Source organism: Candidatus Bathyarchaeota archaeon, from assembly GCA_026014745.1.
GTDB lineage: Archaea > Thermoproteota > Bathyarchaeia > Bathyarchaeales > Bathycorpusculaceae > Bathycorpusculum.
The window spans coordinates 663,526-686,177 of the sequence record JAOZHS010000001.1; the positions used below are offsets into that span (position 1 = coordinate 663,526).

The window sequence follows — 22,652 nt, forward strand, 5'->3', positions numbered from 1 at the left end:
CTATGGCTGTCTTTTTGGTGTCCACCTACATAATAAAACCTGAAAAACTTCTGCAGCATCAGGCTTGGGGCAAAAACCTAGTAGCCTCCATGAAGAAGCACCCTGAATTGTTTAGGGAAGTGTCCTCGCTTAGGGTTTTTCGCCAAAAAAGCGACGGTGGCGCCCGCAGGTTCATTGCCCTGTGGGAATTTAAGACCGTGGCTGACAAAAAAAGCTGGGAACATCGACTTCAAAAAGACAAAGAGTTGATGGGGTTTAGTTCGGAGTTTGGGTCTTTAATCTTGCCGAACAGTTTTTCAAGGAATACTTGGAAACCTGTTAAGTCAATGCGGCGTGTCCACGCGTAGTTTTTCTCTCAGAAAGAATTTTAGCGTGAGCCAGAGATTTTGCTATTTGGTTACGCTTTTATAGTTAGATTTCATATATGCGGGGACTAAAGGGAAAGCTTGCTCATGAAACTTTACGCGGGATTTCAAGGGATAATTGAAAAAACTTTTTTCAAGGGTAAAGCCAACAAAAAAAGCGTTTACTTGACCTACGTGATTGCCAATGTCATCTTGATGGTTTTGCTTTTCTTTCTGCTGCTAAATACTTATGCCTATGACTGGACTGGCCAATTGTATCCTGAGGGCTCAGGGTTCCGGTTGCAGACGGGCTTAGACACTGCAATTCCTTTTGTTCCGCAGATGGTGATTTTTTATGTGTACTTGTTTTATCCACTTGTTATTTTGACGATGCTTTACTTTGCATTCGTTGATTATCGAAAAGGATACGCTTTAGGTTGGTCACTGGTGGCAATTAACGCCATATCCGTACTCATCTACATAGTATTCCCCGTTTCAACCTTCTGGTACCGACAAGAACTGCTTACCCATCCCTTAGTGGGCAATGTCTGGGCAACCCAAGTCTACGACATATTCACCACTGATACTTCGTTTAACTGCTTCCCAAGTTTGCATGCAGCCGTGTCGACAATCTGCTTCTTTGCTTGGTTCCAATATGCCAAGCTAAAACCCAACAACATAAGCAAGATAGCTGCGGCTGCAGCGTTTATTGTCGCGGCGGGTGTTGTTTTGTCTACGTTATTCATCAAGCAGCATTATATTGTTGATGAAGTTGCTGGCGTCGCGCTTGCTTGGGGTGTGGGGACGTTAGTGTTCAAGAAACTCTACAAACCTCCCAGTGAAACGCTGGGAAGCAATTTTAACTAAATTTTTTCATTAATCCTGTTCCCAGTACATCTTTTTTAGACAAAAACGATGCAAACAGCGTGGCGTACACGCTTTTTTCGGTTTTCAGTTAGCTTTTCTGGAATATTTCGTGTTTAGGAATATCCTTCTTAAGACTTACGACTGTACGTTCTGTTGAGGAGAAAGGAGAACCTTCACAAAAAAGAGGAACAAAAAATGATCGACGAAGAAATCTTTATAAAAATTTTAGATAGCCCAAATGGCGATTACGCGGTTCAAGCTCAAATACTCGCCTGTATGAAGCCCCTAGGTTGGTAAATGATCAACCGTGTTAAGGCAAATGATGCAGCCCAAAAAATAGTGGTGAGAATAAGTTAGGGCGTGGACCATGGGATTTGAACCACGCGGCCTTTTGACCCAGATGAAGGTTTCCACTTACGCTTCAACATAGTGCATTTTATGCGTAAGCATATTTTATCGATTCAATTTGATAGTTGATTTGACCGTTTTTGTTTTTTTGCGGAATTGTGATTACGAATTTTGCGCCCTGCCCTGGTTCTCCAAGCTCTTGGATTTGCCAGCCGTAAATCTCCATCATCTTTTTTATCAGGAATAACCCAAAGCCTGTGCTATTACCGGTGCTGAAGCCTTCATTGAAAAGGCGCGATTTGATTCCAAGCGGTATTCCCACCCCATCATCCTCATAAATCAACCTGAGATTTGTCTCATCTGCTTTTTCATAGTAGACCCTTATTGTCGTAGCTGTCTTGCCATATTTTCTTGTGTTGTCAATAAAATTGTAAAACATTTGCCGCAAAAACGAGTCTGCTAATACCGTTAACCCGTTACATTCATTAACTATTAGCGGAAGTTTGCCTGAAAAAAGAGTTTTAGCTTCATCCAACACCTTGCTTACGTTAACAGAAGTTAATCTTTCCACGCCTAACTGCTCATACGTCTTGGCAAAATTAATGATTCCTTCGATCTCATCTGCAATCTGCATCATTTTATCGAGAGATTTCGCGATGTCAGTTTGGTCTGGGTTCTTGTTCTTTATCAAATATGAATAACCTTTAATTGCGCTAAGCTTGTTTCGGACATCATGTCTAGTCAAGCTGCCAACTACACCTAGTTTTTCATTAACCAACACCAACTGGTCCATAACGCTGCTCAATTTTTCTTCAGCTCTAATGCGGTCAGTAATGTCTCTAGCTATAGCTACAATGCACCTTTTGCCTTCCAGTTGAAGTGCAGCCATAGAAATCTCCATTGGAAATTCTGTTCCGTCTTTTCTACGAGCTGGAACCTCTAAAAGCTTGCCTGTTTTTTTCTTGTTTTCATCTGGACCAAGTTTTGAACTGAACTTGCCTTTCGATGTAAAGCGAGTGGGAATAATTGTTTCGCTCACTTTTGCTCCAATTATTTCTTTTTCTTTGTACCCGAAAATTTTCTCAGCGGCGGGATTCCAATATGCTATTCGGTCCTCTTCATCAAACATGAATATTGCGTCAATAGCTGATTCATTGATTGCACGGAACTTAGTTTCGCTTGCCTGTAATTTTTGCTGCATCTGTTTCTTCTCAGCTATGTCTACAATAAATTCCAATGCCGCTGTCACGTTTTTAGCCTTGTCTTTTAGGGGTGTGGTAATGATTTCAACAAAATATCCCCTGTTGCCCTTACCCGCTTCTTGGAAACATTCATGAGAATCTTTATCGACTCCGTATTCGAAGATTTTTTTAGCACCGCAATCGGCGCAAATTCGGTCTAAATTATGAAGCGCAGCATAGCACTGTTTTCCCTCTATCTCGCCGCCGCAGTTATTTTTTACGAATTTGTTCGCGTACAACACACGGTGCTCTTTGCTTATAATTGCAAAGCCGGCGCCCAGATTTTCTGTAATCGCTTCAAGGATAACTTGGTTCTGTTTAAGAGTATCATCCATTTTCTTGCGTTCGCTGATGTCTCTTATGATAACTTGAGAGCCGACAATTTTCCCATTTTCCCATATTGGATTGCCTCTGTATTCTGCATCTTTTTTTCCAATAGGCGTGATTACTTCAATTTCACCTTGAGTCGAGTTGCCTTGCGTTAATTGTTGCAGGTCAGCAGCTATCCGAGGCCAATACTTTTTAGGAATTAGCTCCAATGCGTCGTTTCCGATAATTTTTTCTCTTTTGAATCCATAATTTTCTATAGCTTTATTTACGGAAGTGATTCGTCCCGTCAAATCAGCGGTGTATATGACATCGCCAGCATTCTCAAAGAGACTTCTGTATTTCTCTTCTGAAACTCTAAGCAGTTCTTCAGTTTTCTTGCGCTCAGAGATATCACGTGCGATGCCCAAGAGGCAAGGTTTGCCTTTCAATTTCAAAGCTGAAATCGAGAGTTCCATAGGAAATTCTGGGCTACCTTTTCTGAGTGATGATAATTCAATAATTCTTCCAGAGTTTTCAACAATTTTCTCACTGTTTGATAGTTGCTTAAGAAAACCTATATAGAAACCTCGATGCTGGGGCGGGATCAATAACGTTTCTAGGGGCTTGTTTAGTGCTTCTTCTGTTAAGTAACCAAAAGTTTTTTCTGCCGCAGGATTATAGTAAACGATTTTGCCTTCACTGTTCACCAATATGATTGCATCCATTGCGGAGTTGCTTATTTTACGGAACTTGTCTTCGCTTTCCAGCAGCTTTTCTTCTAGTTTCTTACGTTCGGTTACGTCGACGTTGTATCCGTACCAAATAATTTCGCCATTAGCCAATTTCTCAGGTATCGATTGACCCCACATCCAGTGGACCTCTTGGCCTGGAATTTGCACTCTGTACTCACATACCCAAGGTGTCAAATGCTCAGCTGAATATTTTATTGAATTAATCACTTTGTCAAAATCTTCAGGAACTATTACTTTCGCTATAGGCGAGAAATCATCTCGAACATCTTGAGGTGAACAACCAAACATTTTTTGTATAGCTTCATTAACAAAGGGCACACAAAATGTTCTATCCGTTTTCATCTTGAATTGGTACAACATTCCGGATGTTTGAGCTGAAAGTTTTTTAAAACGCGTATCGTTTTCCATTTTTGCTTTTTTTATTCTCTTGTTTTCCACTATCATTCGGATGCCGTGTGATAGTTCGCCGTAAACGGTTTCTGGTGAACCTTGCTTGTTATAGTATCCGTTGGCGCCAAGGTTTAGTGCCTTAATGGCAACTTCTTCTCTGCCTTTCCCTGTGAACAGTATAAAGGGAATCTCATTATTGCTCCTACGCAGTTGCGTTAGGAATTCAAGCCCGTTTTTTTGTGGCATCTCAAAATCAGAAATTACCACATCATAATCGCCCGTTTCCAGCTTCTTTAAGGCATCATCAACATTTAGGGCAGTATCAATCTTGAAGTTGCCCTCAGTTAACAGAATCTGTTTTGTTATCTCCAACATACAAGCGTCATCGTCAACATGTAAAACGTGAATTTCCTGTGTTTTATCTAAAAAAGTCAAATCGGTAGAATTAACTGTGATCTGATTGACCTGATTTAGCATCTGCAATAGTCAAATCCCAACAAAAGGTTGCTTGAGTTCATAAATAATAGTTATGAACCGCGAATACTGAGCAATAAAATCTATTTTGGACTCATGCGAAGCTGCGCTGTTCAGATACGTATTGAAACCAGCCCACAGACTCGCCAAGTATTAAAATAGAAAATGTAGTGACGCGGGATGTTAGATTTGCACCCACGTTTAAATTCCACACAAGATATCTCGAAAAAAGGGGTATAAGTCTTTCATCATCAATGGGAGTGAGTCGGACCGGACCTACCCCCAAATGGGTTTTGAGTCTTATCACTCAATAGCCAACTCTAAGCCAAAGTCTAATATTCTAAGACAAACAAAAACGAGAGCGTGGTTGAAAATGAAGGGCATTGTTATTTATGACACCTCCTCCGGAAACACTAAGAAAATCGCAGAGACAATTGCAGAAACTTTTAAGGAGTCTGGAATAGAAATTGATCTCTTCTACGTAAAAGATGCAAAGAAGTTGAACGCAAAAGACTACGATTTTCTGGTCCTCGGTTCCCCAACCAGATTTGGCACGATGAGCTTCGCCGTCAAATCTTTTTTGGGCAAAGTTAAGACTGAAGAATGGATGACCAAGCCTTTCGCAGCCTTTGACACCGAAAACCCTGAGAACGTTGAGAAATCTCGTGCCGAAAATAAGAATTGGAGCGCAGCTGAAAAGATTGTCGAAAACCTAAGAGAGAAGAAAATGAACCAACTTCTGCCCGTTCTAAAGTCTCTTGTGGAGTCCAAGTTGAATGGAACACTTCTTGAAGGAGAAATCGACCGCGCAAAAGACTACGCAAAGCAACTCGCCGCAAAATTGAAAGAAACCACACCATAATGCGATGAAAGGTGTTTTGACTTAGTTTTTCCATTTAATTGCTTTGACCCCGCCTGCTATACCCAATATGAAGCCCACTATGAATCCCCCACCCATGATTACGCTGGGTACCGAAAACACAATTATCATTATACCCCATACTTTCTTGTTTGCAGGCTTATTGCGAAGCATTAAGGTGGCAAATAGTACTAGAAGACCCAGTATCAAACCAATAGCGGAGAGAGTGTAAAAAAGCATTGGATCATTGCCTGTTGATCCTGGCAGAACAGGCATGATATCAAGAAACCATCTGGCTACAATTGCCAATCCCGCAGCATTGATTAATATTAAAATGCCTGCTGTTAAAGACAAAGTAAAAGCTTTAGATGATTTTACGGTTTGGTCCAGATTTTTTACGCCCCTCATTTGTTCGTATTTTAGGATAGCCCGAAATGCATTTAACTTTTGTCAATTATTCTATGAACTTATAGCTCATTCTTTCTCCAATTTCGAATCTGTCACACGTTAAATTGGGTTAAATCTTTTGTATGTTAATGGTGATTTGTGAGGTCCATGTTAACTGTAACGCGGGTTTAAACCTATAGGCAGATTTACGCCAAAGTCTACAGAAATTAATTCAGTAGAAGAGCTGAAAATAAGCTGATTTTGAAGCTAATTTTGAAATGGCGCGGGATGTGGGAATTGAACCCACGCGGCCTTTCGACCACAGACTTAGCAGGCCTGCCCCATACCAGGCTTGGGGAATCCCGCACGCCTTGATTTAACTGTTCAACGCCTGATTTAGACTTATTGGGATGTTCATTTGAACCCCTAAGTGGTCAGTCTCAGCCATTTGAGTGTAAGGTAATTTAATTAAAGTTTTCTGAGCATTTAACGCGCTGTCCTTGACTGCTTGTTGCATTGCATCTTTTTTGTCTGTTGGTGATAGATGAACTTGCTTTTGCTATAATACTTAGTCAAGAAACTTTGACGAAAAAGCACATAAGCAGATTATAATTTCACAATGTTATTGGTTGAATTGAAAACAACACGATTATTATTGTTAACATTACTAGTGCTCTCCACTCTTGTGGGTAGCTTACAAAATATTGAGGTGGCAGACGCTAATCCTCCGGTAGAACCCAAATTTGTCGGTATGAAGGTGACAGTAACAAGCCCCGTGAGTAATCAAAGTATCTCAAGTAATAATCTGCTTGTTAACTTTAGAGTTGATGTTCCTGTAGATGAAATTTATTCTCTTGGCTACCCCAAACAAGAATATATCAGCAAAGAAGCGAGAACCTATGCGCTCATTGAACTGGATAAAAAAGTAGCAGAGCGTCCAACATTTTTAGAATTTCCAATCAATTATTCTCTTCCTCAAAGAACGGTGAATTATTCGTTTGAACTTGCCAATTTAACGCAGGGACAACATACTCTCTTGGTTCGATTAAGTTATGACTTCCAAATTCCTGGCTGCATACAAATCGACAGCATTGGAGACTCAGGTTTGATTTATTTCACAATTCTGTCAGCAGATGCTCCGCCTTATACCTCTCAAGATATAAACTACAAAATGGATTTCCTTAGCCCCAATAGCAACCTAGCACACACAGGCTCGATGCAGCTACACTATAACGTAGAATGGGCTAAGGGAAATTGGACAAGCTGGATAAAACCTTTCTTTAGTTTTAGCATAGACAACAAAACGATAGTTGACACCAATGGCGGACAGCAGAAAATTTACTTTAAGGTTGCAGATCGGGCAATAACAGAAACCAACGACACAATTGACATTTCTAAACTATCAAATGGTGAACATACACTTACAGTATACGCATGGGGCGACATAAATGAGGCAAATGTGATGACTACTCGATTTAATTACACCCTAGCAACCTTCAATTTTGTGGTTGACAATGGTCCTTTTTCTTTGTTTCCGTCAAGTTCACTTGTAATTCTGGGCTTAGTGATAGTTACTGCGATATCTGTTTCACTTGTTTACTTCAGAAGAAGGCGCCTAAATGCGTGGAAACGAAAATTGCTAAGTCAAGAAATGTAAAACTTCATAAGAATCCGCGTTTTACTGTATTTGAGATGAAAAAGCTAGTAGTTGCTTCTTTAATCATTCTGTTGCTGTCAATTTCGATAGTGATAGCTGCGGCAAACGCTAATCCTTTTCCCCCAAAAAAATCATACATCAGCATAACCTCCCCGCAACCCTACACTAACTTCATCTATCAAAACACAACCCTGCCACTTACAATATCACTAAATCTCTTAGTAGACGACACTTCAGGGGCGGTTCCTGAGGTTACTCATGTTACTTACAGTTTGGATGGTCAGGCAAACGTAACCCTCTCGGATATCCCAAAGTCTGGACGTGAATACACCGTTGAGGACTCATTTGGGGGGCTGCATCAGGAAGCCAACTACGTCGCCATAACGGTTGAAGCAGGAACACTGAGCGGTCTCTCAGATGGGAAACATATAGTTGATGTCTATTCCTTTGATGCTGATGGCGGTGTATTGTCCGCTTCTGTTGCCTTTGAGGTTTTAACCGCTTACAAAATCCCCGAAGTGACCCTGATTTCTCCACAAAATCAAACGTATACTGCTGCTGAGATTCCACTTACTTTCATAGTTAGTGGGGAATATGAGCAGTTATGTTACGCCATTGATTACCTGCGCACGAGCCTTAACATTAGTATTGCGGGAAATACGACTGTGAATTTGTCGGGCTTACAAAACGGTTACCACGAGCTAAGAGTCTATGCCAATACTCCGGGACATTATGGTGGTTTAGCCTCAACGTACTTCATGGTTAATATAGACGCAAATTCCGTTGATGGCTCCATCGCAACGATTTCACCTGATATTTCTCCCACGGTTGCGCCAACAGAGTCAACTCAAGTTAATCTGCAAACAGAACTTGACCCTAATCAGGCGATTTTAATTGGAGTGGTTTCTGTAGCCATTATATTGGCTGTTGCTTTAGGCTCTTTGGCTTACTTTAAGCGTACAAGGGCACGATAGACAAAATCTCTATTCTTACGTCTTGAACAGTGTAGTAATACCCTTGACTGGATATGTCCTTAACCTTGACGGGGTACTTTTTTCTTCCAGAAAATCGCCAGACTTAGTGCTACCACAAAAACTGCCACTGCTGCTGTACTGATTTCGGGAACTTGGGGGGTGGTGGTTGCTTGTGGCCCCGAGGTTGCTGTAGGTGTGGCGGTTGCGGCGGTCTGGGGTAGGGCTCCAAGAATCTGGATGGGGTCTGTGTTGCGGATGTGAGTGAAGGAGATTTCTGTGGAGTCGGCGTTTTCGGTTATGGTGGGCGTGATTTGTTGAGTGCCCTGCGTGACCGTGAAGGGTGCTTGGAGGAGGGTTTTGGGGACGGCGACTTTGCAGTAGCCGCTGGTGTAGCTGATGGCTTGTGCCGTGAACTGCAGACGCCGCGCTGAAGCATCATACGTGGCTCCGCTTGTTGCTGAGTCGCTGACAAACCCAATTGTTTGTGCGCCTGTATCTGTGTTCACAATGAGGCTGCTGGTTAAGGCTTTGTCCTCGACGGGTAGGGTTGCGCCTGAAGCTTTATCTGGCGACCCAAAATAGACTGTTCCGCTGTAGCCTTGAGTGGTGGCGCCAAATCCCACCGCGAATCCTATGGCGTGTCCCTTTTTGAAGGTATAATCAATGTTAGTGCTCAGACTATACTGGGTGGGGGTTGAGCTGAGGGCGTTGGCTCCAATGGTGTAGGGCGCTTCCGTTATGAACTGTTGGACTTCTTGGTCGTTTTCGTCTATGTCCACTAACCCCATGCCATAGCCTGAACCGCTGAATAACCCGCTGAGTTTGAAGGTGCTGCTAAGATACGTGCGCATGTTCACGGTGCCCACGACGTGGAGGTCCATGGGTAAACGGATAACCCAAACCACTGACGCCGAATAATAAGCCCAACCGTCTCTTTGCCCCGTAATCATTGCGTCTAGGGTTACTTGCCCCGCGGTGGAGGCGTCTGCTGCAGCTCCGTCGGCGCCGTCGTAGACGCAGAAGGAATTGTTGTCTGCCCGCAGAAGCACGCTGTAATTGTGGAAGGTCAACTGGTAAGTGGCGATGTTTGTTTGTGCAGTTGTGGTTGGGGTTGTGCAGAGTAGGCTGCCTAAAATCAGCGTGGTTATCAGCAGCGCTATGGGGGCTTTCATGGATGGACTTCTGCCTCGATTTTGTTGGGTTTTAAGCCTAACCCTAGCTGGTTGGCGATTCGTTCTTTGTTGCCTGCAAACGTGGAGATGTATGCGCCTAACTGATGCAGCAGTATCGGTGTGATGATGTTGCCTGAGATAAGAAAACCGATGGATGCAACTGTATCTTCATAGGCTAAGCCTTTTGCAATGAAATTCATGCCGCCGAACATGCGTTCGCCGCTTTTTTCTTTAGGGAAAAGTGCGTGTGCCCCAACATGTGTTGCCCAACGTGCGAGGATTGCGAGGCCAGCGCTGACCAGAAATGGGATGCCTAAGAGTGTGAAGGCTAAAATGAACAAGGGAAGTACGGCGCCGCTCCAATGAGTCTCGGCGATGAAGCCGTCGTCGCATCCTCGAAGGGTTATCGACCAGAACTTCTCGAAGTCCTCGCGGGTTTTGATGTAACTTAACCCCTTAACGTATAAGCCATAGGCAAGGCTGGTTCTGGCAAGCAGCGTCGTCAACGTCAGGATTATCGCGGCTACAAACAAGCCCGCCCATAGGGTGCTAAGCGTGAAGCCCATCTGTTCTGCTGTTAGGATGCCGAAACCCAGCGGGGAAACTGCGATGGCAAAGGCTATTTGATATGAAAGATAAATTATGGCTGCGGCCAATGATTTTCCTTTTATTCGCCGCTTCATGTTGCTACCCTGCTGTTACTTTTTCACTTTTAAAGGGTGTGATTGCCTCTTCTAAGTCGTCCACTAAGCCCACCACGGATAATGCTCCGATTAAGCCGCGTTCGCCGGTTATGGGTATCATTTTTACGCCTGCCTGTTCCGCTGCCCTGTACGCTTCCGAAACGGTTACTTGCTCTCTTTTGACTTTGCGTGAGTATTCTTTGAGTACTTCTGGTGCCATCACTTTTTTGCTAACTACCATGCCTGTTTCTTTGGAGATTGTATACTTGCGGACCAGCCGCTCAAAATCTTTGACTAGTTCATCCTCTTTGCCGGGGGTTACAGCGAAAACTAGGCCTGACGAGGCGTTGTTAGTGGTTTTTGCGGGGTTTGCTGGCCAGTTGAGTGAGAGGGTTAAGCGCATGAAGCGGTAGTCTTTGGTTGCCCTGTCAAGTACTGAAGCCATCTGTAGTGCTGTGTTGAATGTGGCTCCTTTGGTGGATGAGTCGGTGTCGTCTACGCCAATCACAACTTTACTGTAGAGTTGGTATTCTGTGTCGAATGCTCTGCCATGTGGGTTTCCTGGGTGCTCTGTGCATCGTAGTGCTCCGGTGGAGAATAGGCGGATAAGGTCTGGTGCGCCTCCTATGCCTTTGTAGGAGACCACGACGGTTTTGGCAAGCTTTTTGACTTCGGTTATGGCAAGCGGTACAAAGCTTGGTATCAAAGTTGAATCTGCTTTCCCTATTTTTAGGTGGCTTACATAGAGATCGCCAAACATTGGGTTAGCCATTGGATAAGCCAAATCTTTTACGCCTCCTATGCCTCCTCCTCGGAAAAAGTACGATTTTGCACCTGTGACAAGCGATCCGAACCATGTTGGACATCGGTTAGCCGTCTCGATTACTTCCCCATCTTCGCCCACGAGCGCTATTGCGTTCCACTGTTTTTTGAGGTATTTTTGCCTGACAAATTCCTGTTGGCCCAAAAAATCGTATGTTTTAATTTTTAGGTTGGTTAACATTTCCTAAAAAATCGCTCCTTCAATTCATGCAAGCAACTGCAAAAAATGTTGCCCATTTAAAACTTGCTTGCAAACAAGAGTAATATGCAAACTCTGGTAAATTAACTTTTATATAGTGCAAGTCCTCACTGTCTTTTACCGCTGAAGTGCTGATGTTTTAGGCGGGAAGAGGCTTATTTTTTGTCTTTTACATCTATAGCGATACGTAATATTCCAAAGCGTAAGCTCCGAAACGGCTTAACAGTGCTCGCGGTAATTTTAGGTGTCACTCTGATTGTAGGTGTAAACATCGCCTTTGACAGCGTCTACGACCAATTCGGGCGCACCGTTAACCAAGCCGTCGGAAACGTCGATATCGGAGTCCGCTCCGCCCTAAACCTCCCATTTAACGAAACCACCCTCAACACCGTAAACGCTACCGATGGCGTTGCGGACTATTATGGTCGTCTAAACGCGTTAGCCAATGTCTCGATGAGAGGTGACTTGCAAAACGCGGTGCTCATCGGCGTTAACACAACCTCCGACTTCGATTACAATGACGCCTCCGCCATGAACATCACGGGGCAAACTTTTTTAGCTGTCAACAGTTCCGATGCCGTTTTCGATGACCGTTTGAACTGTTCAATTGGCAAAAGAGTATCTGTCACGGTTCAAACTGGCACTTACCCTGACACGAAAAATCACACTTACACCTTAAAGGTGGTGGGTCTCTATCATGTTAGTGAATTTGAGGAACAATACGGCGGTCTTTTTGGACAAGGCTACAGCGGCTACCGCATCTTTGTGGATTTAACACGAGCCCAAACCATGCTAAACGCCACTGACAAAATCAACGCCATCAGCATCAAACTCGTTGACCCCGAGCAGACCACCCAAGTTGTCAACGAACTCAGCAGCAACCTGGGCACTGACTATATTGTGAACCCCGTTAAGGAAAGTCTGCTAAACGTTGTAGGCAAAGCCACTTCGGGCCTCCAGAGCGGTCTGCAGATAATGTCGGTGATGGCACTATGCGTCGCCATAGTCATCGTACTCAACACAATGTACATGAACATCGGCGAACGCACACACGAAATCGGTATTCTCCGAAGTCAAGGTGCCTCAACTGGGCAAGTGTTTTGGATTTTCTTCTCAGAAAGCCTAATCCTTGGCATAGTCGGCGTCTCTATAGGGTTAGTTGCGGGGCTCTTTGTCACTGACATCTTTCGCTACTTTACGGCAAGGATTTTTCAGCCCTTCTCGCCGGGCATAACCTTCCACTTAGCCTTCCCACCGTCAACCACACAGAACCTGATTTTAGGCGCTGCTGCTGGATTGTTAACCGTCATGCTAGGTGGCCTTTTCCCCGCGCTATCTGCCTGCAAAACCACCATCATTAACGCTCTGCGTCCCTCAATGCGTAAACCCGGTAACCAACGCACTGCCCTCAAACTGGTCCTCATAGGGTTGCCCCTTACCATTTTTGGCGCTTTCATCTTCATGTGGTATGACATGTTTTCTGAGTACGGCATCGGCTTATACGTAGTCTCAGCATTAGCGCCAATCGCCATGTTAGGCGTCACCTTGCTGGCGGCAGGGCTTCTACGCAGCGGCGGACCCGTGATTGAGCGGGGACTGTTTGCGTTTGGCAAAACCCGAAAAATCATCTCCCGCAACGTCGAACGCAACCTACTGCGAAGCACCATCTGTTTTGCCCTCATCGGGATATCGCTGAGTTTGGTTATCGTCATGGGTGGCGCCCAAATTGGCACAGTCGCGGGAGTCCAAAACGTTATCCGTTCCTTTTCTAGCTCCGATTTAACGGTGATGTCTGATGACATGATTTCTAGAGACTTCACCACGAACATAACCAAAATTGAAGCCATAAACGCCACAACCCCCGTGCTCGTAATACCTGACCATACCATCCTGCAAAATGATGACCCTGATGCCCTGTTTAACTCGTCATCTACTGTGCTCGCTATTGACCCGTTGTCTTATCCTAAGGTTATGTCGATGACGTTTAGCGAGGACACTCCAAATGATGTCTTTGAACGCCTGTCACAAAATAATACCATCATTTTGACTTCGCCGCTGGCTAAATCTCTCAACGTCACGGTCGGCGACACCGTAAAAATCCGTGTTGTAGAATACGAAAACCGCACAATCGAATACGAAACCCCGCAATACAGCTACGTCTATCATTATACTGTTCCTGTTTTGGCGTGGCGTAACTTCACGGTGGTCGGTGTAGCGCAGGGCGCTTGGCTGGATGTTATGTCTTTTGGGAATTTTGTTCTCTCTGAAGCCTCCTACATGTCTTATGGTAACGTTGACGAAGCTTTCCCCGATAATGACAACTATAATGCGTCGGCTAACCTTTTTTTTGTTAAAATCGACCCTGGCAGTAACATAGAGCAAACCCGAATTAGCCTCCAAGACGCCTATGGCAAAGAATACAAACTAAGCATAACCACCTACGATGACGCCGTGGAACGTGTGCAAAGTAGCATCGACGAAATCTTCTACATCCTCTACTCCATCGTTTTGTTCGCGGTTTTAAACGCGGGGATTGGTGTTGCAGCCATCATGATAATGAATGTGGCGGAGCGGCGCCGCGAAATCGGCATTTTCCGTTCGCAAGGTATGAGCAAACCGCAGGTTGTTACCTCAATAATTGGGGAAGCAACCTTTCTGGGTGTGGTTGGGTTTGCAATGGGCATCGTTGTGGGGTTGATGTTCCATCGTGTCACTGTAAGTTACATGCGGCTGGAAGGTTTCCCGATGGCGTTTATGATTCCTTATGAAGCGATGGCAATCACTTTGGTTTTAGCTCTGTTGACTGCGGTTATTAGTGCTGTTTACCCCGCGGATAAGGCAGCTAAACAAAACATCGTGGACGCCATCCGCACCTAAAGGTGCTGGTGGATGCGGCGGTAATAGTCAAAGCAGGCAAAAATAGTCAACGCGTCGATGAATATGCCTCCGACTAAAAGCCATGGCGAGGGAACTACAAGCACCGCGGGAAAGAGGCCTGTTAGGTAGAGAATATGGAATGTGATGCCTCCGCAATAGAGAAACACCAGTATCGCGGCGGGGTAGCGGTTTTTGGTGAAGAAATAAAGCAGGCTTGTAATGCCCACCAGCAAGGTGCCTGGCAAGACGAAGTCGGCGATTCGCAATCCGCCAAAGATAGTGGTGTCGGAGATAAAGTTGGGCGGCAACAGCAAGGGTAGGGTAAAGTGGAAAACTCCAAACACTACAATAAGCCCCGCTTCGAGGGTACTGATTTTCAATTGCTGCATTTGTCTGTTGCCCATAAGTTTTTTAGTACAAACTACCTAAAGTTATTTTGGTTAGTATTCATCGCTGACCCGATTTTTAGAGGAAAACTAACATGTCAGTTAAGGTTGTGGAAGTCGAAAAAACCTACAAGCTAGGGGAAAATAAGGTTCATGCCCTAAAAGGCATAAACATGGAACTAAAAAAAGGCGAGTTTGTCGCGTTTATGGGACCCTCAGGCTCAGGAAAAACCACGCTGTTAAACCTCATCGGAGTCCTCGATAAACCGACCAAAGGCAAAATCTACGTGGATGACATCGACTTAACCAAGCTAAAAGAGAAAGAATTAACTAAACTGCGCCGCGGCACCATCGGCTTCATCTTCCAATTCTACAACCTCATCCCCGTACTCTCTGCCTTTGAAAACGTAGAGTTGCCTATGCTTATCGCTGGCGTGCCCGCCAAAGAGCGGGAGGTTCGCGCGCAAGAGCTTCTTAAAATGGTGGGGTTAGGTGAGCGTAGTAATCATCGTCCTGACGAGCTTAGCGGCGGCGAGCAGCAGCGGGTTGCTATTGTGCGGGCTTTGGCTAATCGTCCCCACATTGTTTTGGCGGATGAGCCTACGGGTGATTTGGATTCTAAAACTGGCAAAGACGTCATCAAGGCGCTGCGGGACCTCTCCAACAGGGAGGGCGCAACCGTCATCGTTGTCACCCATGACCCTACTGTTGCGAGTTTGGCGGATCGCGTGTTTGAGATGCGTGATGGCTGCATAACTAGTGAACGTTGCAATGACTTAACCGCTAATCCCCCACTGGTAACCTAAACTTGTGGAGTGATGCGCTCAAGAGCCGATAATCATAAAAGCCCACGGCGCAAACACACGCTATAGGAACATGGAGCCACAGAGGGGTACCTTTGAGTGTAGAGTTGCCTGAAGCGCACATATTTGGTTTGCAAATGAGCAAAGAACTCGTAGGCAAACAAATCCAAACCTGTAGTTTGTTGGGTTGTGAGAAATTCCAGAAGTTAGGCTTCATAAACACCTACCTCTCCGACTTCGATAAGCTGGCGGGCGGCAAAATCCAATCCGTAGCTTCTCGGGGCAACGTGCTGCGCGTAAAACTCGACAACGGCGTGAACTTGTTGTTGGCACCTGAATATGGCGGCAAAATCCTCTACCACCCAGCAGGCAGTGTGGCGCCCAAAAAGTTTCACCTAAAAGTCACCTTCAATGACCAAACCAGCTTCACCGTCACCTTAACCGGCATGGGCATCATCCAAGCCCTCCCCGACGCCGACCTCAACAGCAGCTACGTGTACCGCCGCGACTTCTCCGATGTGCCTTCCCCCCTTAACTCTAAAGAGTTCACTTTGGAGCGTTTCCGCGGGGATTTAGCTAAAAAGAACGTGAACCTAAAAGCTGCCCTAGTCGGCAAAGACGCAGTTATTGTTGGGTTGGGTAATTGCATGTTTCAAGATGTGGTTTTCCGTGCGGGGCTGCATCCTAAACGTAGGGCCTCTGAGCTGTCTGATGCGGAGAAGCAGACGCTTTTTGATGCGGTTCGGCATGTGGTGGCTGAGCGGATTCGGCTTGGCGGCAAAGAGGAGTTTGTGGATTTCTATGGGCAACGCGGCGGCTATGTGGCGGCTATGGGTCCTAACCTGAAGGCTTTGCCCTGCATTGCCTGCGGCACCGAAGTTTCCAAGCTCAGCATAGGCGGCGGCGTGGCGTATTTTTGTTCTAAATGTCAGCGGTAACCTCAGAAACGCTTCTGCGGCAAGAAAGGTTTTTTAGTTAAAGGGTTAAAAACCTTAAATAGAAACGTTTAAAGCCAATTTAAATAGGCAATTATTAGTTGGGATTGAATGGTGAAGAAGCTTTCCAAAGCAGAAACGAAGTTTGTGCAGCAATTACCCGTGGGACGTCTCGCAACAGCTACGGAGGACTGTGAACCCGTAGTCCGACCGGTCTGGCCAGTGTTTGACGGCGTATACGTCTATTTCGCATCAGACCCTGATACGCCAAAGCTGGAGCACATCGAATCTAACCCTCAGGTATCGATTGTGTTTGACGATTTTGACAACGCGAACTGGTCAATTATGCGTGGCATCCGCATCCAAGGCGAAGCCGAAATCATGTGGAACGGCGAAGAATACCGCTACGCCCACGACCTCCTAAAAGAGAAATACCCCGAATACCGCAGCGAAAACGGCAGCTGGAAAGAAGGCGACCTACCCATCGTCAAAATCACACCCACCAACTACAACAAATGGCAAATAGGCACAAAATTCTAAAACAACCCCCTTATCTGGCAACTCCACACAATGCCGCTTTTTTAATCTATAATTTATTGCTTCTTTTTTATTTGGTAGCATGCAAGGAATACTATAAGTAAATTATGCAAAACAAGAAATAGAAAATCGGAAACTAATCATTCGAAAACTAGCATATCAGTTTCAACTAGATTATAATACAACCAAGTGCCCTCTAAGACTGCGAGGGTGGACTAGTTTGACCATACACTTCCTATTTGGAAGAAGAGAGTCCTTACAGGGTAAATCAGAAGCCTATAAGAAAAGTGTCCGCGAGTATCTAGAAGCTTCCGGCTTTTCACAAACAATTGATTCTTCAATCCAAGGCTCTTTTCCCGATATGATTTTCGTTAATCCATCTGCAGACCCTAACAGAAAATTTATTGTAGAATCAAAAGCCGAGCTTATCTCTTTAAAGTCAGTCAAGTTAGCCCAAGAACTAATTAAGTACGTCCGATTGTCAGATGCAATTGGACCTGATACTAGGTTTAAACTGTTTGCTCAAGGGGTAAAAAAACCAAGTGAATGGGACTCAGTTTTTTCGGAAACTAACGATTTTGACAAAGTAAAGAAGTGGTGTTTTTGGTACAATGAATCCTGTTTAGAGAAAGAGGAAAAGCCATTAGATGAAGTAGACTTTAAGAGAATTCAACTTTTCTTTGCTCGAAGCGAAGTCATTGTCGGAAATGTAGTCGACCTCCAACAGGCTGCTCAGGCAATGCAGTGCATTTCTAATTTGTCCTTTCCTAAAATGTCCGAAGATCTTTTAAGCCTCGCCCAAAGAAGAACATCGCCTGTCTCTAAGAAGAGCAAACTTGTTATGAACATTCTACCTATCTCCGTGCCAGAGGTTTACTACATAGCCAAGACAAACTTGGTGGAAAAGAAACAAATTTACGAGCGCTTTAAAGATACGGTGATTCCTCCTTTTATATTCACCAAAGAAAAACAAATTATGAGTTTTGCTGAATTCACAAATGGCAACCCTCTTACTTCACTTGTAATAGGTGAGGTCAGCACTTTAAAAACAAGCGATTTTCAGCATAACAATCCTTCTTTCTCTTCTGAATTGGTTAATATCCATCTAAGGCGAATTTTTTGGAACAGGGGACTGTATAGAGACCCCGATGCTGACGTTCTTTTCTATCCTATGTTTGATAAAACGAATGAACGGTTGGATCTAATCGACCATAGAGGCAAACCACGCTGGGTCGTTAAAAAAATAGTTTTTAAAGAAGACACCAAGTACCACAAGAGCGGCGACATCAACTTTTTCTTTCATAGAGGCGTAGAGTTGAGAACGCCTACATATTGGAATACTTCCTTTGTAGAGCTTATACCCCGAAGATATTATACACTTGATGGTGAGAACCGTACAACAGGTGATATAAGGGCAAAAATAGACCGTAAGTTTAGGAATCCCAATTTTGATAGAAGCAAAACAAGACTCGGATTAATGAGGTTTTGGAGGCACCTTTTGTTTGAGTCAGATTTTATCAAGCCCCCTGAAGAGTGGTTCAATAAGTTTCAATTTGGTAACTTCGAAAGTGTCTCTGTTAACTGGGCTCCTGATGTTATCGATAGAAATCAAATGAGTTTATGGGACTATAAAGGAGAATAATGAACAATGAACGTGGCCCTTTTAAGTGAACCAAAACTATTTTTCAGCGAAAAAGAGACTTGTACAGATCCCCAAGTAGGGTTATTAAATTATGGCCCTTATGGGGGTGCCAAAACTAAGAAACCTGAGAAAGAAAAGGTGACAATCCATGCTGGAATTATTGGCACCCTTAGAAGCATAAATGCTGCCAAAAGTTTTCTTGAAAGGTTAAATGGCCGTATCTCTGCACAAGAGAGTACGTCTAAGCAATACAAAGGAATAGACTTTCCTGGGCTAGGATTGAATGGACCTCTGCGATTTGAGATTGTTATTGACGAAAACGATGTCTTAGACATCAATCGAGAATTTATCCGATATCTCTCTCGCTTAGATAGAAGAGAACGCATTAAGGAAGCGGTCGCAAAATATTGTGAGAAATTCGACGTTTTGGCTGAAGCTCATCCCAAGCCAGATATCATCTTGCTCCCTCTTGATGATGAATTACTTGCTCTTTGTAAGGACCCTGACGTTAAAGTTGACCGCATTGTATATCAAAAAAGGGATTTTGGTGATCCAGAAAGTGCTAACGCCCCCATGTTCGATTTTCATCATCATTTAAAAGCTCAGGCAGCACTTCCTAGACGCGATTTTGTCACTCAAATGTTAAATCCCAAAACAATGGTATTCTCTGATGAGAGACAAAGTGCGGCCTTAATCGCTTGGAACTTCTCAGTCGGCACTTACTATAAGGCAACAGGCACTCCTTGGAAATTAGCAGATATAAATGATGACACTTGCTACATTGGGATCTCTTTTTATCGAGAAATAATCAAGGACAAAATGGCGATGAGAGCAAGTATCGCACAGGTTTATATGAGGACTGGTGAGAGTCAAGTAATTACTGGGAGACCTTTTGAATGGGATGAAAAAGTCAGAGGTCGCCATGTTTGGTTGACTTCGTATCAGATGGAAGAGTTAGTTGCGGGGTCCATAAGAATCTTTTTTGATCAACGTCAGAAAAATCCAAAGAGGTTAGTCGTGCATAAATCGACTCATTTCTCAGAAGATGAAATCAAAGGCTGCATAGATGGCAGTAAAAATATCGATCAGATCGATTTAGTGCATGTAAGTGAAGATATCGGCTTTAGAGCGTATCATCACAAATACGATTTTCCTGTCGTACGTGGTACTTTGATTACTAATAGCAAGCAACCAAACGACGCAATGTTATTTACTTCTGGTTACGTTCCCACTATTGGAACCTATCCCGGTCCTTCTGCACCAAAACCGCTTCATCTTAAGTGCCAAAGGATTGATTCATCCATCGAAATGATAAGTTCAGATATTCTGGGGCTCAGCAAGCTTGATTGGAACTCTTGCACATTCTATACAAGATTGCCTGTCACAATAGGGGTCTCAGAAAAAGTTGGGGACATTTTGGCTGAGATGGCAATCGCGAATATTTCGCCTCCAACAAGCTATCGATATTATATGTGACGTTTTCTCACATTTTTTCTATTTTTTCCTTTTTTGAATATGATTTGTTGTGTTTTTTTGTTTTGTGGGGTTTGTTTTTTTGGTTGGGGGGTGGGTTTGGGTGGTTGTTTGGGTTGTTTTTTAATTGGTTTTTTGTTTGGTGGAATTGCTTATAGGGTTGGTGGGGGTTTGGGTTTTTGACGGGCGAAAAACGCTTTATGGGCCATGCTAGTGCCCGCTTGCATTGCGCTGTTCACTGCTTTCCGATGCTTTCAGCGAACCTATTTGTAGCCTATTTGGATCCTATTAGTGGTTCTATGCAGAAACTATAGAGGGGGAGGGGGCACCGCCTCATATTTGGATGCTATTAGAAACTCATTGCAGAACCCTAAGAGGGGGTAGGGTGCTATTGGCGGAAAATGGCGCCTTTAGTATGTTGAAAATCTGTGTTTATCCCCCCCATTTTTGAGGCGAATATGCCTTCTGAGCGGCGGGGTGACCCCAAATTTTTTAAGCCCACCCAACCAAACGGTACCTATGCAAAACATTGACCCCCTCTTCCTGCTCCAACCCATCCTCGTCATCGTCATCTCTCTTGCTGTGATGATGTACTGGTATTTCAAACGGCGTTTTCATTTGGGGGTCTGGCTCTACAGCTTAATCGCCTACTTTGGCGCTATTGGGTTGAAATATGCCGTGCAGATCCCCACTGCGGGACTCATCGGTACCAATCCTTACGTGCAGGGTGCCTATCTTGGCTTGCAAACCGTCGCTTTCGAGGTCGGCTTAGCATACCTAATCGCCTGGTACGCCATTTCCCACCACAAACTCGATGTCCGCGACGCAGAAGCTTATGGTTCGGGGTTGGCTTTCTGGGAAAACGCCGTCTTCCTCGGCGCACTATCGCTTCTAAACATGGTCACCTACTACTATATCCTCGCGTCAGGCGGAGAACTCGCCCAAACCCTCTACAACCAACTAAACACCGCCGCACCCACACTTTTTGCCCCCACAACCGAAGTACTCGGCTTAGTCGCCCTCGGCATCCTAGAACGCCTCTCCTCAATGCTCATCCACATCGCCTTTGGCTACCTCTGCTTCATGGCCATAATCTACCGCGACAAACGCCTATTCCTCCTCGCCCTGCCCATGGGATTGGTGGACTTCTTTGTGCCCTTCGCACAGAACAATATGCTGCTCTTTGAAGGACTAATATTTGCCATAGCCATCGATTCAGTGCTGGCAGCCTGGCTCGCCGTAAAACTCGTCAAAGACAAGTCGCCTACGGCACAGGCGCCCACGCTGCCAAACAGCTAAAACTGCAATGATGAAAAAAATTGGGCTATTTTGACCACTGAGCATTCGAAAACTCAATGGCTTCCAATATGATTTGCGAAAAGTCGCCGTTTTCACATTGATCACAATACATAACAAACCCGTCAAAAGCAAAGAAATGCATGTTTTTGCGATGATAGATAACTTTTGGGCGGGCAATGCGGACCAATTCGAGGAAGTTGGGTTTGTCAAATTTCACGCGATACGAGCTTGCGTCGTTGTTTGATTCGGTTGCTGCTACATACATAGCTGATTCCACTACTGTTCACCTGAATGCACTTTTGAAATATGAACATTTAACCGTATCCTATATAGAATCAATAGCATGTTTTTGCGAAAAGCTTATCCTTAAATCGCCAGTAATAGTGTCCTGCAGGGGCTAACTGGCATGTCACTAGAAACAGGCAGAAAACTGGGCTTAATCTCCACCTTACTCTTAATAATCCTACCCGTAATCTCCATAATCAGCATCGTAGGATTTGTTTCCTCAATACTTTCTTCCGCCATAGGCCTTGGCGGATCTTCCCTTCCATCGGACATCTTCGCCGCCTCAGCAGGTTTAGGCATCCTAACAGGTCTCTTAGGTATACTCCAAATAGTGGCACTTATCCTATTCGTCATCGCCATGTACCTACTCTCCCGTTATTACAATGAACGGGGCATCTTCACAAACATTATCTATGCCGTAATCTTGATGGCAATCACCGTGGGGATTGTGATAGTCACCGAATTCCTATTACTCGTACCCTACGCTTCTACGATCTCCACGACATCCCCGCCCACCGAGATTTTAGGCGGATTCTTAACCTACTTAATCGTAATCCTAGTAGTTGCCGTAGTAGTCATAATTGTGAGCGCCGTTCTAATCATGCGGGCACTCAACAAGTTAGGCGAGAAATCCGAGGTTGACAGCTTCAAAACCGCGGGCACCCTATTCCTAATCGGCATTCTGCTAACAATATTGGTCGTCGGCGTATTCATTGTTTGGATTGCCATGATATTTGCCTTCATGGGCTTCTACCGTCTAAAACCTCTCCCACCGCCCACTGCCACAACCACTTATCAAGCTCCGCCGCCCATAGTGCATACAACTGTTTGCCCCCAGTGCGGAGCCATAAACACTCCTGAAGCGGTTTATTGCAAAAACTGCGGTAACCACCTCTAAAGCCACCCTTTGGTCGCTTGCTGTTTTTCATAAAAAATT

Annotated in this window: 20 protein-coding genes and 1 tRNA gene; 13 read left to right on the plus strand and 8 right to left on the minus strand. The window is 44.6% G+C overall.

All coding sequences use genetic code 11. From position 1 onward, the window contains the following. Positions 1-2: 2 nt before the first annotated feature. Together NWE92_03630 and NWE92_03635 are read left to right on the plus strand one after the other, a co-directional pair. Positions 3-347 carry a hypothetical protein gene (locus tag NWE92_03630; protein MCW4028719.1) on the plus strand — a complete coding sequence of 115 codons (345 nt, stop codon included), beginning with the start codon at positions 3-5 and terminating at the stop codon, positions 345-347. A gap of 105 nt (positions 348-452) precedes the next feature. Beyond that, positions 453-1,211, plus strand: coding sequence for a phosphatase PAP2 family protein (locus NWE92_03635; GenBank protein ID MCW4028720.1), 759 nt, complete (start codon positions 453-455; stop codon positions 1,209-1,211). A gap of 436 nt (positions 1,212-1,647) precedes the next feature. Here NWE92_03635 and NWE92_03640 read toward each other — a convergent pair whose 3' ends face one another. Beyond that, positions 1,648-4,728, minus strand: a complete 3,081-nt coding sequence (locus NWE92_03640; GenBank protein ID MCW4028721.1) for a PAS domain S-box protein — start codon at positions 4,726-4,728, stop codon at positions 1,648-1,650. 370 nt (positions 4,729-5,098) lie between these two features. On the opposite strand from NWE92_03640, the gene NWE92_03645 reads away from it, so the two are divergent. Then, positions 5,099-5,587 (plus strand): flavodoxin domain-containing protein, encoded by a 489-nt coding sequence (locus NWE92_03645; GenBank protein ID MCW4028722.1) that lies wholly within the window; start codon positions 5,099-5,101, stop codon positions 5,585-5,587. Between the two features lie 21 nt (positions 5,588-5,608). Here NWE92_03645 and NWE92_03650 read toward each other — a convergent pair whose 3' ends face one another. Next, positions 5,609-5,992, minus strand: coding sequence for a DUF6114 domain-containing protein (locus NWE92_03650; GenBank protein ID MCW4028723.1), 384 nt, complete (start codon positions 5,990-5,992; stop codon positions 5,609-5,611). 258 nt (positions 5,993-6,250) lie between these two features. Continuing rightward, positions 6,251-6,337, minus strand: a tRNA-Ser gene (locus NWE92_03655). Positions 6,338-6,596: 259 nt separating this feature from the next. Between NWE92_03655 and NWE92_03660 the strand changes: the two genes are divergently transcribed. Next, positions 6,597-7,628: a hypothetical protein gene (locus NWE92_03660; GenBank protein ID MCW4028724.1), complete on the plus strand. Its 1,032-nt coding sequence runs from the start codon at positions 6,597-6,599 to the stop codon at positions 7,626-7,628. Between the two features lie 35 nt (positions 7,629-7,663). Beyond that, positions 7,664-8,602 carry a hypothetical protein gene (locus tag NWE92_03665; protein ID MCW4028725.1) on the plus strand — a complete coding sequence of 313 codons (939 nt, stop codon included), beginning with the start codon at positions 7,664-7,666 and terminating at the stop codon, positions 8,600-8,602. Between the two features lie 59 nt (positions 8,603-8,661). Here NWE92_03665 and NWE92_03670 read toward each other — a convergent pair whose 3' ends face one another. From NWE92_03670 to NWE92_03680, 3 genes are read right to left on the minus strand one after another with little or no spacing between them, the layout of a single operon-like run. After that, positions 8,662-9,774: a hypothetical protein gene (locus NWE92_03670; GenBank protein ID MCW4028726.1), complete on the minus strand. Its 1,113-nt coding sequence runs from the start codon at positions 9,772-9,774 to the stop codon at positions 8,662-8,664. Then, a complete protein-coding gene (locus tag NWE92_03675) occupies positions 9,771-10,457 on the minus strand; it encodes a hypothetical protein (GenBank protein ID MCW4028727.1) in 687 nt (228 codons plus the stop codon). Before NWE92_03675 ends, NWE92_03670 begins: the two co-directional genes overlap by 4 nt. Positions 10,458-10,461: 4 nt before the next feature. Next, positions 10,462-11,361, minus strand: a complete 900-nt coding sequence (locus NWE92_03680; protein ID MCW4028728.1) for a hypothetical protein — start codon at positions 11,359-11,361, stop codon at positions 10,462-10,464. A gap of 279 nt (positions 11,362-11,640) precedes the next feature. Between NWE92_03680 and NWE92_03685 the strand changes: the two genes are divergently transcribed. Continuing rightward, a complete protein-coding gene (locus NWE92_03685; GenBank protein ID MCW4028729.1) occupies positions 11,641-14,355 on the plus strand; it encodes an FtsX-like permease family protein in 2,715 nt (904 codons plus the stop codon). Here NWE92_03685 and NWE92_03690 read toward each other — a convergent pair. Next, on the minus strand, positions 14,352-14,744 hold the full coding sequence (locus tag NWE92_03690; GenBank protein ID MCW4028730.1) for a hypothetical protein: 393 nt from the start codon (positions 14,742-14,744) through the stop codon (positions 14,352-14,354). The two genes, NWE92_03685 and NWE92_03690, sit on opposite strands and share 4 nt — an antisense overlap. Positions 14,745-14,836: 92 nt before the next feature. Here NWE92_03690 and NWE92_03695 point away from each other — a divergent pair, with 92 nt between their 5' ends. The 6 genes from NWE92_03695 to NWE92_03720 all read left to right on the plus strand — a co-directional run bounded on the left by NWE92_03695 (position 14,837) and on the right by NWE92_03720 (position 21,430). Then, positions 14,837-15,547, plus strand: coding sequence for an ABC transporter ATP-binding protein (locus tag NWE92_03695; GenBank protein MCW4028731.1), 711 nt, complete (start codon positions 14,837-14,839; stop codon positions 15,545-15,547). 92 nt (positions 15,548-15,639) lie between these two features. Beyond that, on the plus strand, positions 15,640-16,482 hold the full coding sequence (locus tag NWE92_03700) for a hypothetical protein (protein MCW4028732.1): 843 nt from the start codon (positions 15,640-15,642) through the stop codon (positions 16,480-16,482). A gap of 108 nt (positions 16,483-16,590) precedes the next feature. Next, positions 16,591-17,019, plus strand: coding sequence for a pyridoxamine 5'-phosphate oxidase family protein (locus NWE92_03705; protein MCW4028733.1), 429 nt, complete (start codon positions 16,591-16,593; stop codon positions 17,017-17,019). Between the two features lie 217 nt (positions 17,020-17,236). After that, a complete protein-coding gene (locus NWE92_03710; protein ID MCW4028734.1) occupies positions 17,237-18,658 on the plus strand; it encodes a hypothetical protein in 1,422 nt (473 codons plus the stop codon). Positions 18,659-18,664: 6 nt separating this feature from the next. Then, positions 18,665-20,134, plus strand: coding sequence for a hypothetical protein (locus NWE92_03715; protein MCW4028735.1), 1,470 nt, complete (start codon positions 18,665-18,667; stop codon positions 20,132-20,134). A 516-nt stretch (positions 20,135-20,650) separates the two neighbouring features. After that, positions 20,651-21,430, plus strand: coding sequence for a YhfC family intramembrane metalloprotease (locus NWE92_03720; protein MCW4028736.1), 780 nt, complete (start codon positions 20,651-20,653; stop codon positions 21,428-21,430). Positions 21,431-21,455: 25 nt separating this feature from the next. On the opposite strand, the gene NWE92_03725 is transcribed toward NWE92_03720, so the two are convergent. Then, on the minus strand, positions 21,456-21,707 hold the full coding sequence (locus NWE92_03725) for a hypothetical protein (GenBank protein ID MCW4028737.1): 252 nt from the start codon (positions 21,705-21,707) through the stop codon (positions 21,456-21,458). A gap of 129 nt (positions 21,708-21,836) precedes the next feature. Between NWE92_03725 and NWE92_03730 the strand changes: the two genes are divergently transcribed. After that, positions 21,837-22,613: a DUF996 domain-containing protein gene (locus tag NWE92_03730; GenBank protein ID MCW4028738.1), complete on the plus strand. Its 777-nt coding sequence runs from the start codon at positions 21,837-21,839 to the stop codon at positions 22,611-22,613. The last annotated feature ends 39 nt before the right edge of the window (positions 22,614-22,652 follow it).

Bases quoted from the DNA above. Each gene is read 5' to 3' on its own strand.
- NWE92_03630 (MCW4028719.1), top strand. From the start codon at position 3: ATGGCTGTCTTTTTGGTGTCCACCTACATAATAAAACCTGAAAAACTT.
- NWE92_03635 (MCW4028720.1), top strand. From the start codon at position 453: ATGAAACTTTACGCGGGATTTCAAGGGATAATTGAAAAAACTTTTTTC.
- NWE92_03640 (MCW4028721.1), bottom strand. From the start codon at position 4,728: ATGCTAAATCAGGTCAATCAGATCACAGTTAATTCTACCGATTTGACT.
- NWE92_03645 (MCW4028722.1), top strand. From the start codon at position 5,099: ATGAAGGGCATTGTTATTTATGACACCTCCTCCGGAAACACTAAGAAA.
- NWE92_03650 (MCW4028723.1), bottom strand. From the start codon at position 5,992: ATGAGGGGCGTAAAAAATCTGGACCAAACCGTAAAATCATCTAAAGCT.
- NWE92_03665 (MCW4028725.1), top strand. From the start codon at position 7,664: ATGAAAAAGCTAGTAGTTGCTTCTTTAATCATTCTGTTGCTGTCAATT.
- NWE92_03670 (MCW4028726.1), bottom strand. From the start codon at position 9,774: ATGAAAGCCCCCATAGCGCTGCTGATAACCACGCTGATTTTAGGCAGC.
- NWE92_03675 (MCW4028727.1), bottom strand. From the start codon at position 10,457: ATGAAGCGGCGAATAAAAGGAAAATCATTGGCCGCAGCCATAATTTAT.
- NWE92_03690 (MCW4028730.1), bottom strand. From the start codon at position 14,744: ATGCAGCAATTGAAAATCAGTACCCTCGAAGCGGGGCTTATTGTAGTG.
- NWE92_03695 (MCW4028731.1), top strand. From the start codon at position 14,837: ATGTCAGTTAAGGTTGTGGAAGTCGAAAAAACCTACAAGCTAGGGGAA.
- NWE92_03705 (MCW4028733.1), top strand. From the start codon at position 16,591: ATGGTGAAGAAGCTTTCCAAAGCAGAAACGAAGTTTGTGCAGCAATTA.
- NWE92_03715 (MCW4028735.1), top strand. From the start codon at position 18,665: ATGAACGTGGCCCTTTTAAGTGAACCAAAACTATTTTTCAGCGAAAAA.
- NWE92_03720 (MCW4028736.1), top strand. From the start codon at position 20,651: ATGCAAAACATTGACCCCCTCTTCCTGCTCCAACCCATCCTCGTCATC.
- NWE92_03730 (MCW4028738.1), top strand. From the start codon at position 21,837: ATGTCACTAGAAACAGGCAGAAAACTGGGCTTAATCTCCACCTTACTC.